The organism is Paraburkholderia ribeironis, from assembly GCF_900019265.1.
Lineage (GTDB): Bacteria > Pseudomonadota > Gammaproteobacteria > Burkholderiales > Burkholderiaceae > Paraburkholderia > Paraburkholderia ribeironis.
Genome location: NZ_CYGX02000040.1, coordinates 110,606 through 123,412 on the forward strand (window position 1 = coordinate 110,606; position 12,807 = coordinate 123,412).

Genomic DNA, 12,807 nt, shown 5'->3' on the forward strand with positions numbered 1-12,807 from the left:
GCCGCCTTCGTTACACAGCCGTCATTCGGCTTTCAGCGCCGGCGCCGGCTGAGGCGCGGCGGGCGCGTCGACTGGATTGCGCGGCACCAGGTTCATGAGCCGCGCGAGCAGCGGCCATCTGGTCAGCGACTGCTGATACGATTCCTTCGACTGTGCGTCGAAATAGCTGGCCGGGTCGAGTTCGGGCAGACGCCGCACGAGACCCGTGATGTCGTCCACCGGCCAGCCGCCAGCATTCGCGCCGAATTGCGCCGCGGACTTCATCGCCGGCTTCATAGCAGGCTTCACTGCGGACTTCACAGCAGTTTTCGCATCGCCCTTCACGCCCGCCTCCATCATTTGCCATCCACCCATACGCCGTCCGGCGTCTTGACCACGTAGCCGGACGCCGTCGTCATCGTCACCGTCCCTTCATTCTCGCCGATCATTTGCGTTTGCGGCAGATTCGCCGCGTACTGCGACAAGGTCACGCCCGGCTTGAACGGGCTGTTCGACACGAGGTTCGACAACAGCTGCGCAAGCGCGAGGAAGCTGCTCGGATTGTCGATCACCGTGGTCGGTCCATGATTGCCCTGGAAGCCGACGAGCCGCACACCCACCGGACCATGCACGACGCGCGGCGTCGGAATCTCGCGCAAGCCGGCCACCTGGTTCGCGTCGCCGCGCAGCGCCGCGCCATGTTCGGGCACGAACACGATCACCGCGCGGCGGCCCGACGCCGCAATCAGATCCGCGAAGCGGTCGAAGTCGCTCATCATCCTGTTTGCCCGCAGCGGGTATGAGTCGATGCTCGACAGGTTGCTGCCCGGCAGCTTGTTGCCGTCGTGCAGACTGATCGTGTTGTAGTACAGCGCGACCGGCCCCGGCGTGCTGGCGCGCTGCGCATACCAGTTGGCGAGCGTCGCGTAGTCGTCGCGAATCGGCGAGCCGTCGAAGGCATGCATCGCGACCGGCGCGCTGGTATTCGACATCAGCGGCACGTTCGGCACGCCCGCATTGTCGTGCACCAGTTGCAGGAAGTTATCGAAGTGGCCGTCGTGATTCAGCATCGTCTGCGGCGTGTAGCCCGCTTGCGCGAGATCGGCCAACAGGTGGCATTGCTGCGGCGCGTCCTTGTAGAGGTCGGCATGCGCCTGCTGACCGCAGCTCGCGCGCAGCACACGAATCGCGGCCGGTCCGCTATAGCTCGCCGCCGTGCTGAAGTTCGTGAACAGATAGTCGAAGTGGCTCAGCATCGGATGATTGCGCGCCTTCACCGCATCGAGGTCATCCCACGACAGCGAACAGATATGCAGCACGATCACATCGAACTGCGTGTTCGGATCGGTGCCGAGGTGGCCGAATGTCACCTGCCGCTGCGACTCCTGCGTGCGGAACGCGGTTAGCGCCGCGTTATGGTCGAGCGGCTGGGCCGCCAGCGCATTGCCGGATGCAGCCTCGGCCGGTCCGCTGCGCAGGTGCGCGAGCACCATACTGCCCCCCTGCCACAACGGAATCCCGATCAGCGCGAGCAGCACGAAAGTGGCGACGCGCACCCAGCGGTTCACGATCAGATAGCCGATCAACACACCGACGGCGGCCAGCAGCAGCGTCGGCGGCACAAAGCGCTGCCCGAGCTCGAGCCAGTAGCCGAAGCTGAATGTCGTGAGGTTGGCGAACTCCTCGGTCAGCCGCGAGAACGGCGGCACGTTCGCTTCGTGATACATCAGCGGCACGCCGAGCGCGAACCCGAGCAGATTGCGCAACACGCGCAGGCCGCGATGGCGCAACGTCGAACTGGCGACGAGCGCCAGCGCGAAGCCCAGGTTGGCGAGCCACAGCGGTTGCAGATGGCCGCCCGCGAACAGATACAGCTTGATGATGAAGTACAGGTTCCACAGAGTCATGAACAAGGCTCTCTCATTGGCTGGGCGCGCACGCCAGCGGCATTAGTAACGTGTACGGTCGAGCGCGAGCAGCGACTGGAACGCGCGCAGCGCGCCGGCCAGCAAGCGCGAATAGCCTTCGATGCCCATCGTCAGCACTTCCTTCAGGCCGCGCAGCGGCGCGTCCTCGACGGTCTGCTCGTGCCAGTCGAGCCACGCGTCGGCGCGGCCGAACGTGCATTGCACCAGCTGCCGTTCCTGTTCGAGCGTGAGATCGTCGAAGCGCACGCCGAGGTGGCGGCCGATAAAGCGGCTCACGTGCACCGGAAAATGAAATTGCCGGTCGCCGCGGCTCAGGCATACGCCCAGGCTGTCGCCGGGCGCGAGCTGCAGACCCGGTTCGACTTCGAGGCCGAGACCGCCGGTCGAATAATCGCTGGTGGTGCATGCGAGCGTCGTGCCGTCTGCGAGCAGCAACGTGGCGGCCGCGCGCATCGCGATGCGATGGGTGACGCGCACCTGCTTCGCCTCGCGCGCCACGCTCGCCGCCGCGCCGAGCATCACGAGGTTGTAGAGCGTCCAGAACACGTTCATCAGGATCGTCGCGGTCTCGTCGCCCTGCCCGGACATCAGCCGGTATGCGCCGGCAAAGAGCGCGCAGGCGTTCAATCCGAGCAGCACCAGATACGGCTTCGACACCGCCCAGTCGAAGTAGCCTTCGTCGACCCGTCCGCCCTTGTCGGTCACGTCGAACTTGCCGTGCTTCGGACTGAAAAAGGCGATGGTGGTCGGCAACGCGATATACCACGCGAGCACCGATTCATACACTTCGGCCCAGAACGAGTGGCGGAATTTGCCCTGCATCCGCGAGTTAGCGAGGTTCGCGAGCACGATGTACGGCAGCACGAACCCCGCGATGGTGGTCGCCGACGCGTTGATGAAGTACATCTGGAAGAACAGGTACGCCATCGGCATGGTCAGGAAAATGAGCCGCGGCACGCCATAGAAGAAATGCAGCATCGCGTTGCCGTAGCACAGCCGCTGGAAAAAGCTGAGGCCGCGGCCGAGAAACGGATTGTCGATGCGAAAGATCTGCGCCATCCCGCGCGCCCAGCGCGTGCGCTGCCTGATGTGGCTCGCGAGACTCTCGGTGGCGAGACCGGCGGCCTGCACGGTCGGCAGATAAGCGGTCGTATAGCCGCGCCGGTGCAGCTTGAGCGCGGTGTGCGCGTCTTCCGTGACCGTCTCCACCGCCACGCCGCCCACTTCGGCGAGCGCCGAGCGCTTGATCACCGCGCACGATCCACAGAAGAACGACGCGTTCCACAGATCGTTGCCGGACTGTACGAGTCCATAGAACAGGTTGCCTTCGTTCGGCACGCGGCGGAATGTGCCGAGATTGCGCTCGAACGGATCGGGCGAGAAGAAGTGATGCGGAGTCTGCACCATCGCGCAGCGCGCATCGTTCAGGAAGGTGCCCATCGTGGTTTGCAGGAACGAACGGGTCGGCACGTGATCGCAATCGAAGATCGCGATGTACTCGCCGTGCGTCTTCTCGAGCGCCCGGTTGATGTTGCCCGCCTTCGCGTGACGATTGTCGTCGCGGGTGATATAGCCGATGCCGCTCGCCTGCGCGAACGCTCTGAATTCTTCGCGATGGCCGTCGTCGAGCAGATATACGCGCAGCCGATCGGCCGGCCAGTCGACACCTTGCGCGGCGAACACGGTCGGCCGCACCACTGAAAGCGGCTCGTTATAGGTCGGAATGTAGATGTCGACGCTCGGCCAACGCGCGGTATCGGCGGGCAATCCGGCGACCGCGCGGTTCAGCGGCCACGCGGTCTGCACGAAGCCGAGCAGCAGGATGACCCATGTGTAGGCTTCCGCGCCGAACAGCAGATAGCCGAGCAGCGCCTCTCCCGGGCTCTGGAACGACAGCGTCTGCGTGACGCGCCACCAGACGTAGCGGGCCATCGCGAGCAGCGCGAGCGTCGTGAGGATCAGCACCGGCATGCGGCCGGGGAAGCGGCGCAGGATGAGCGCGACGATCACGAGTACTGCGAAGAATTCGAACTGGCCGTCCGCCGACAGCGGCGACGTGCCGATCACGGTCCACAAGCCCGCGCCCGCCAGCACGATGAGCGGCAGCAGCCAGCGAATGTGGCCGATGCGCTGCGTGCTGGCTTCGAGTCGCGCGCCCCAGCGTTGCCACGGCAGACTCGGCAGCAGCGCGTCGATGCGTCGGCTCAGGCGGCGCCAGTGCAACAACAGCGGCACCAGCCAGCGGTCGATCCAGTCGAGCACGGCGCGCGCTTGCGCCGCGCCGCTGCGCTCCGGCAATTGCGGTGCGCGGATGAACGCACGCCACAGCCACGCGCGCAGCCGATGCGGTTCGAGCACGCCCCATTGCAGCGCGAGATGCAGCAGCGCCGCGCGAATCCAGCGACGCGCGTAGTCGGCCTTGCCGGGCGCCGGCGCATGGAAGAACAGCCGCACGAACCAGTCGAGCGGCGTGGGCTCGGCGGGCATGCCGAGGCCGCTCGCGAGCCAGTCGAGCATGCGTCGGCGCAGCGTACGCTGAATGCGCGGGGTGTGCGGGGTGTGCGGGGTGTGCGGGATGCGCGGGATGCGCGGGATGCGCGGGATGCGCGGGATGCGCTGAATGCGCGGGATGCGCTGAATGCGCGGGATGCGCTGAATGCGCGGGGTATGCTCACCCGCCGCGCGCTTGCTCACGGGCTCGTCAGGCTGCCTGCTCATGTCGGCTCACCCTGTCGACGTGCGGCCGTCGCCGCTGCGTCGACCAGCCATGCGTCGAGCCAGTTGGCGAGACCCTGCAGATCGTGCGACGCCTGCGAATGCGGCGCGTCGTCGAACAGCCACGTCCCGCGTGCGAAGGACTCGGGCAACGCCACGTCGAGATGCACGCGCTGCGCGAGCGGCAGGCCGTCTCCGAGCGCCGCCGCGAGCATGGCCAGCACGTCGCGCTGCATGTCGCGCGCCGGATTCAGCCGGTTCACGATGATCCGCAGATTCGCGCAGCCGCGCCGCAACGCGCCAAGTTGCGCGACCAGTGTCGCGCACGCGGCCGGTTCGGGCGGGGTCACGCACAGCACCAGATCGGCGCAGCGCACCGCTTGATCGGCTTGCTGCGACGGATAACGGGCCGTGTCGATCAGCACGACGCCATCGCGCGGCAGATCGAGTTGCGCGAGCGCATGCGCGAGCCAGCGGGGCTCGGCGGCAAGCCGCGCATCGCAGTGCGCGCCTTGCGCGAGCGACACCGCGCCGTACGGCACGAACAGCACGCCCTCCGCATTGCGCCACGTATGTGCGTGCCACGCGCGGGCCTCGTCGAGCAGCGCTTGCGCGATGCCGGCCGCCGCGAGACCGTCGATGCCCAGATGCGCGCCGAGCATGTTCTGCGGATCGAGGTCGAGCGCGACCACCTGGCGGCCGCGCCGCGCAAGCAACACCGCGAGCGCGGCGCAGAGCGTCGTGCGGCCCGTGCCGCCCGCGGTGGAAACGACAGCAATCGTTTTCATCGCGCACCCTCGTCGTCGCGCTGCTGCGGATCGGGCAACAGCCGCGCACGCAATGCGACCGGTTCGATCCCGCACGGCACTGCGTCGCGCGGATCGAAGCCCCGCATCGCGGCGAGTCCGCGGCGTGCATCGGCGCGCTGCCAGACGATCCAGACCGGGACCGCGAGGATCAGACCGGCGGCGAAACACGTCAGCAGAAATTCCATCACTCGCTCTCCTTGTTGCGCACCGGCATCGCGTAGGGTTCGGCGCGGCGACGCGGCGCTGGCGTGGACGGGCCGGCCGGGTCGGGGTGTGGTGCCGGGGCTTTGGGCGCTGAATTGGGCGCTGAATTGGGCGCTGAATTGGGCGCTGCGCTGGGCGTTGCGTTGGGTGCTGCGTTGGGTGCTGCGTTGGGCGTTGCGTTGGGCGTTGCGTTGGGTGCTGCGTTGGGCACTGCCTTGGCCTTTGCGCTACGCCTGGTCGATTCGGTGAACTGAGCAATCTCGCCTGCTTCGGCGCGTGCGTGAGCCAGCGCCTCTTCGATCATCGCGAGCTGCTCGGCCGCCAGCAGCGCCGCCTGCTGTGCGGTCCCCGCTTCGACGCCTGCTGCCGATGCCTGCGCCACGGGCCGCCCGTCATGCACCGGCATCGCAAACAGATCACTGTAGTCGGCGATACGCGCACGCCGGTTCGCGGCATCCAGCGCATTCAGTTCGTCGCCGATGCTCTGTTCGGCCAGATGCACCAGCTCATCCGCAAGCCGTTCGACCGGCACGTCGAAGATGCGCGCGAGCGCGGCGTCCGCATCGGCCAGCCGGCACGCGAACAGGAACACATAGAGATGCGACGCGTCGGCGGTAAACACGTCGCCCGCGCGGCGCGGCACGCAGTGCCGCAGCGCGTCGACATGCGCGCATTGCGGCAGCAGCGTCAATTTCACCAGCACATGCGGCAGTTGCAGCACCGCGCTGCGCGCCAGCACGGTCCGCACCCGTTCGCAGAACGCGCTCGCCGGCAGATAGCCGAGCACAGCGTCGCTCAGCGCGGCGCTGAGCGCGCCCCGATAGTCCGCGGCGACCGGCCGCGCGTAAAGCTGTCCTTGCAGCGATTGCAGCAGCGACTGCATTCGCGAGAACGGCAGCTCGCGACCCAGCACGAGGTTCGCGCCGAGCGACAACACCAGCAGCTCGTATTGATGACGCAGCACTTCCCCACGTTCGACGATCACGATCTTCAGCGCGCGTCCCGCCTGACGACGCAGTGCGTGGACCGCCGCGCACAGCGCGTCGAGTTGCGCGCCGCCCGCATAGTCGAGCACGACGGTCGCCGCCTGTGCAGCGGCGCAGGCCGCCAGTACCGCCGTCTGATCGGCAAGCACTTCCCAATGGGACGGCACCCACGCTTCATGGCCGCGCACTACCGCGCGGCTGACCACGACCCGCTGTTCGTCGCGTGCGAGCAATCCTTCGCCGCGTGCAAGTGCGCCACCGGGTGCATCGGGCGCAACGCTCAGGCGGCCGTTTTCGGTGAAACGCAGCGAGCGGGCTTCACCGGTGACGAGCGTGCGGTCCGAGCGCCAGAAATCGACATGCCACAACAACTCGCCGTGCGTGCGCTCCATGCGCGCGACGCCCGCGCAGGCGGCGTGGAATTCATTGCGCCCCTGCTGCGCCGCTGCACTTGCCGATGCCGACGACCCGCCGGTGAGCCAGTCGGCGTCATCCGCTGCGAGCTCGTCCGATGCCGGGCCGAGCAGCAGCACCAGCGTGATCTTGCGCGCCGCGCACCAGTTCGCCAGCATGCGGCCTTCGCGGGCGAGCGCCGCAGCGTTGTCCCAACCGAACCAGCGCTCGGCCCCTTCGACGAAATACAGCGACCGCGAGCGCAAGCCGAAGCGCTTGAGCGCGCGCAGACCGCCGAACACTTTGCCGAGCACCACCGGCGCGGGCGCGGCTGCAGCATCAGCGACATCGGCCGCATCGCTCGCGGCGGGCGGCATCGCCAGCACATTCAGGTTGCGCGGCCAGCCCGAGGCCGGCGCCTGCATGCCGAAGCCGAGTTCGCGCAGACGTTGCGCGACGCTGGCGCGCTCACGCGCGAGCACGACCGTGACATCGCGCGTGCGTGCCTGGCGCGCGCTCTCCCAGATCAGCGCGTCGGTGCCCGGCGTGCGCGACGCCGTATAGATCGCGTAGAGCTTGCCGGTTTCGAGCGCGGCCCATTCGTCCGGCAACGCGTCGACGGCGAGACGGCCAAGCCGTCGTGCATCGTGACGCGGGCGCGTCGCAGCGAAGGCCTGCCACCAGCGGCGCACGAAGCTGCCGGCCGCCGCCGGCTCGAGTGGATTCGAAACGCTGCTCACGCGTGGATTTCCTGATCGGTCTCGTTGCATCGCCGTTCAATAGCTGGAGTAAAGGCGCACGGGGCGCGGCGACAGACTGCTGTCCTGCTTGCGCGCGTCGAACGTGTAGCGCATGTAGACCAGCGCCGAACTCGGTGCGTAGTCGTGCGAACGATCGATGCTCACTTGCGCGCCTGCTAGCAGGTACGGATTGAAACGGTATTGCACGATGCCCGCGAGCCCATACGAAAACGCGACGCCGCGCGTCGAGCTGCCCGTATTCACGAGCGCATCGAGCCCTGGCGCCCCGGCGAGCGCGGCGGGCAAGCCGTTCGGGTAGTACGGCGCACTCCTCTCGTACGAATTGGATACGCCGAGCGTCGCGGTCACATCCCAGTTCAGCGCATCGCGCCGGCCGGCCCACTCGATCGGCACGCCGAGCGACAGATAGCGCTGCGGGCTGTAGTAACCGCCCTGGCCGAACGAATAGAAGCGCTGATTGTTCGTGTAGTGCCACACGTTGCCCACCAGCCCCGTGCTCACGCGCGTGTCGACGCGTTGATAGACCGGCACCGTCACCCCAGTGCGCAGCGTGATCTCCTGGTTGCTCGCGACATTGCGGCCGGTCAGCATGCCCGCGCCGAGTTGCGCGAACAAACTCGTCCAGCCGACGTCGACCGACCCATGCAGGTCGATGCCGTCGCGGCGCACGCCGCCCCATACGGTGCCGGTCACCGGGTCGTGCATGCCGGCGTAGGAAAGCTGGCTGCTGGTCTCGGGACGGCGCGATCCGCTCACCGAGAAGCTTGCCGGCCCGGCATCGAACTGATAGCGCGCGCCGCCGACCAGATAGTGCACCGGGAAACCGAGCGGCGTCGTGCCGAGATCGAAGCGCCACGCGTCGGACACGTAGCCCGCGCCGAGCGCCACGCCGGTCGCCGGCTGATGCAGATACCGCGAGGTCGCGAACAGCGCGGCGATGGCCTGCGCCGAAGCGCCGAGCGAAGCCGCGAGATTATCGGCTGCGCCCAGCGTGCCGAACGTGTTGCGCGTGAACGAATTGCCTTCGCTGACGTCGAGCGTGCCGGCATCGAGATGCACGGTATCGACGTGCGCGAAAAAGTGGCCGTCGTAGCGGTACGGAACCTGCACGTACACCGGCACCTGCCACGCGTGAAACTGCGAGATGCCGGCATCGCCCGATTTATACGCGGGCAGCCAGCCGGTCTCGATCTCGGGATTGCGGCGCTGCTCGAGATCGGCCAGCGCCGCTTGCGCGGGTGTGCCATCCGGGCCCGCACTCACGCCCGCCGCGCGCTCCTGGCTCAACGACAGCCGGTACAGCGACGCGGCGTCCTCGTACTGCCCCAGGTCCTGCGCGACGCGGCCGCTTTGCACCGTCACGTCCGGCCGCGCCGGATACGCGACCCGCAACGCCGAGGTGACCTGTTGCGCTTCCTGCGCGTGACGCAACGCGGCGAGCCGGCGCGCCGCCGAAAGCCGGGTATCGACGTCGTCGGGCGCGGCGCCGTCGAGCACGCCATGCACCAGTTCGAGCGCCGCGCTGCGCTGGCCGCTCTGTTCCAGCACGCGTGCCAGCGCCAACTGCGCGTCGGGGTCGTCGGGATGCGCGACCAGCACCGGCTGGAGCGCCGCGCGTGCAGCCGCGTAGTGTCCCTGCAGTCGTTCGAAATCGGCGACTTCGAACGCATAGCGGCGGTCGCGCCGGCCTGCGGGGCTCGCCTCGGCTAGCAGTTGCCGCGCTCGTTCGTAATCCTGACGATCGAGCGCCTCGTCGGTCTGCCGCAGCACGCGTCGCAGCGCCTGATCTTCGAGACGCGCGCTTTGTGCGGGGCTCAGTGTGATCCGCGGATCGGCGCGCAGCTCGGCCAGCCACGCGGCGAGTTCGGCGTCGCGCTTCACGCTGCCGAGCAGGTCGCCATAACGCAGACGCACGTCGGCATCGGTCTGCTGCGCATGCGTGTCCATCCAGTTCTGCAGCAATGCGAGACCGCGCTCGGGCTCGCCCTGATCGATCCACAGCGCGCCAGCCGACGCGAGCAGATCCGGATCGTCGGCGGCCAGCGCGCAGGCCTCGTCGAGCGCCTGCGCGGCGCTCGCCCGAGCGTCGCTCGCGAACGCGGCACGCGCTTGCGCGAGCCACTGCTGCGCTTCGAGATTGCGCGCGAGCGCGCGCATGCCGTCGGTGCGGTCCTGCTGAGCAATCGGCGCGAGCACCTCGCGTGCGCCGCCGACGTCGTCGAGCGAGTTGCGGTACAGCGCGCTCGCGTAGCGCATTTCGGGCGACGCCGACAGCGCGAGGCCATCGTCCATCACGACGCGACCCAGTTGCGGCAGCCCGAGGTCGCGATACAAACGCGCGAGCGCGAAGCGCGTCCACGGCGCGTCGGGCGCGCTGCGCAATGCCGCTTCGTAGCGTTGCGCGGCGGGACCGCGCTGACCAGCGGCCAGCAACTTCTCGGCCTGTCCGGTGAGCAGATCGGCGCGCAATTGCGCGAGACTGTGACGGTCGTCGGCGGCGGTGAAGCGGCTCTGCAATGCGTCGAGCAACGGCTCGACCTCGGCCGTGCGGCCGGTGTGCTCGAACAGCATCTGCGTGCTGCGCAGCGCCGCGACGCTCGGCGCGGGTGCCACCAGCAATTCGCGCAGCAGCGGCTCCGCGCCGCTCCAGTCGTGCTGTGCGAGCAGCGCGTCGGCGAGCAGCAGCTTCGCGTCGGCGTTGCCGGGCTGCATCGCGAGCGCGGCGCGTGCGGCACGCTCGGCGTCCTGCGGCCGGCCGCTCGCGGCGGCTTCGCGGCCATTCGCGAGCGTGCCCCAGAACTGCGCGGTACGCGCGAGGCTCTCCCACTTCGCGCGATTGTCCGGCGCGAGCGCGGCTGCGCGCATGAACAGCGCGTGCGCTTCGTCGCGCCGCCCGGTGCGCATCCGTACCAGACCCAGCCCGCCGAGCGCCTCGGCATCGTCCGGGCGCGCCTGCGCGGCACGCGCGAGCAGCGGCTCGGCGGTCGTCAGATCGTTGCGCGCGAGCGCCTGCAAGCCGCGTTGCTGCGCGATGTAGTCGGGGTCGCGTTCGAGTCGACGCTGTGCGTCGAGTTGCGCGTCGAGGAGCGCGATGCGCTCCTTGAACTCGCTGTCGTCCGGCACGAGTTGCAGATACGCACGCAACGCGCCCGCATAGGCGGCATCGACACCCGCCGATTGCAGCACGTGCCGCCACGTGTCGAGCGATGCCGCGCGATCCGAATCGGGCCGCGTCGCCAGATTCCACGCGATGCGGTTGGCCTCGGCGCGCGTCTCGCCGCGCGTGTTCAGCAGGTTCGCCAGCACCAGCGCCGAATCGACATCGGATGGATCGGCGGCCACCCGCTGACGCAACACGCCGATCGCCTGCGCCCTGCCCGCAGGCGTGCCCGCGATGATCTGGTAGTACTCGGCGCCCAGCGAGCCGGACGGCGCGCCATGCGGAAACAGCGCCTGCAGCCGGCGCGTCGCTTCGGCGGACTGGCCGCTGCGCGCGAGCAGACGCACCGTCGCCAGTTCCTGGCGGCCATCCGTGGCGACGCGGAATTCATCGTCGATCTGCTGCGTCATCAGCGCGCCCGGCGCGCTCGAACGCAGCCGCGCCAGCGTGGCCTGCGCGGCTTGCGCCTCGCCGAGGCGCAACTGGATGCGCACCTGCTCGGCGAGCAACGCCGGATCGCCCGGCGCGACCAGCAACGCTTTCTGGATTGCCTGTGCCGCCAGATCGTCGCGATGCTTGGTCGACCACATGCGCGCTGTAGCGAACAGCCGTTGCGCGGCGGCGTCTTGCGAGGCCACCACGGGTGTCGTGGCCGGCGCGGCGGGCAGCGCCCATACGCTGGCGAGCGCACCGGCCCACGCGAGCACGAGGACGCGCGCCGCGCGGCTCACCGACTCGCGGCGCGACACGGCGAACTCCAGTGCGGTTCGAGGGTGCCGTCGGCGGCAAAACGATAGCGGCCGTCGCGCCAGCCGAGCGCGAACAGGCTCAGCACACTGCTGTAGTAGCCAGCGGGCGTGTCGCGATCGAGGCGTGCGGCGCGCTCGATCTGCGCATCGGCGAGCGCGTGCTGACCGCGTGCGTCGAGCAACGGCGCCGCCGCTGCGGAGAAACCGGCGTTGCCCATGTTCTCGCCGGCGCGGCCGTTCGTGGTATCGACTTTCTCGGGCGGCGCGCCGTGCGCCGCGATGAAGTCCGCGAACGGCGCGAAGCGTGCGAGCAGCGCAGGCGCCAGCGGATCGCGCGGATCGAGCAGGCCCGCCCACAGATAGACGCGGATCGCGTTATACGCGCTTTCGGCATGCGTCTGCGCATCCGGCGCGAAACCCTGGTTGGCGCGCACCAGTGCCCAGTCAGGCGCGAAGCCGAGCGGCGCGGTGTCGGTCAACACGCGGCCGGTGCTCGCGAGCAGACGTGCCCAGCGCGCGTCGTCCGGCAACCGCGTGGCGATGCCGCGCAGCACCTGCGGCGGCGAGTAGCTCGGATTGACGCGCCATACGTCCGCCGCCGGATGAAAGCCGACCGGACCCGGCAGCAGCGTCAGGCCAAGACCCGGCACATAGGCGGCTTCTTCGTCGAGCACGCGTTTGGCCAGCACCGCGCCGCGCGCCGTGTAGCTGCGCTCCTGCCACGCGTGACCGGCTTCGAGCAGCGCATACGCGATCCACAGATCGGCATCCGACGACGCGTTCGCATCGAGCACCGTCCACTGCCCGTCGTCCCGGCGGCCCCACAACCAGGCCGGCAGATGCGCAGTCAGGTCGCCTTGCGCGAGGTTGTGTTCGGTCCATTGCAAGATCGTGTCGAAGGCCGCGCGATCGTTCGCGACCAGCGCGAAAAAGAGCGCATACGACTGACCTTCGGAGACAGTGCGCGAATCGGCCGAGCCGACATCGATCACGCGGCCGTCGGCGGAAACGAAAGCGCGTTTGAACTGCTGCCATTGCGGCCATGCGGAGACCGCGCAGCTTGCGGCGGATGTGCCGGCCCTGGCTGCGTGGGCTGCGTCGGCTGCGTCGGCTGTGTCGGCTG

The 12,807-nt window shown here is 68.7% G+C and carries 8 protein-coding genes; all 8 read right to left on the reverse strand.

From position 1 onward, the window contains the following. Positions 1 to 21 precede the first annotated feature (21 nt). Complete coding sequence (locus tag BN2475_RS18720; protein WP_425435546.1) at positions 22 to 354, reverse strand: hypothetical protein; 333 nt, start codon at positions 352 to 354, stop codon at positions 22 to 24. Beyond that, positions 336 to 1,886: a cellulose biosynthesis protein BcsG gene (bcsG, locus tag BN2475_RS18725; RefSeq protein ID WP_094780984.1), complete on the reverse strand. Its 1,551-nt coding sequence runs from the start codon at positions 1,884 to 1,886 to the stop codon at positions 336 to 338. The genes BN2475_RS18720 and bcsG overlap by 19 nt, the downstream gene beginning before the upstream one ends. Before the next feature lie 42 nt (positions 1,887 to 1,928). Next, positions 1,929 to 4,424, reverse strand: coding sequence for a UDP-forming cellulose synthase catalytic subunit (gene bcsA / locus BN2475_RS18730; RefSeq protein ID WP_094781006.1), 2,496 nt, complete (start codon positions 4,422 to 4,424; stop codon positions 1,929 to 1,931). Positions 4,425 to 4,621: 197 nt separating this feature from the next. After that, entirely contained in the window at positions 4,622 to 5,410 is a 789-nt protein-coding gene (bcsQ, locus tag BN2475_RS18735; protein ID WP_094780985.1) for a cellulose biosynthesis protein BcsQ, read from the reverse strand. Next, complete coding sequence (locus BN2475_RS18740; protein WP_174641983.1) at positions 5,407 to 5,616, reverse strand: hypothetical protein; 210 nt, start codon at positions 5,614 to 5,616, stop codon at positions 5,407 to 5,409. The genes bcsQ and BN2475_RS18740 overlap by 4 nt, the downstream gene beginning before the upstream one ends. Continuing rightward, entirely contained in the window at positions 5,616 to 7,784 is a 2,169-nt protein-coding gene (gene bcsE, locus BN2475_RS18750; RefSeq protein ID WP_425435547.1) for a cellulose biosynthesis protein BcsE, read from the reverse strand. The genes BN2475_RS18740 and bcsE overlap by 1 nt, the downstream gene beginning before the upstream one ends. A gap of 6 nt (positions 7,785 to 7,790) precedes the next feature. Further along, positions 7,791 to 11,684 (reverse strand): cellulose synthase subunit BcsC-related outer membrane protein, encoded by a 3,894-nt coding sequence (locus BN2475_RS18755; protein ID WP_425435548.1) that lies wholly within the window; start codon positions 11,682 to 11,684, stop codon positions 7,791 to 7,793. Further along, positions 11,663 to 12,807: cellulose synthase complex periplasmic endoglucanase BcsZ (bcsZ, locus tag BN2475_RS18760; RefSeq protein WP_094780987.1), on the reverse strand; the 1,145-nt coding region annotated here is incomplete at its 5' end. The genes BN2475_RS18755 and bcsZ, both read right to left, overlap by 22 nt.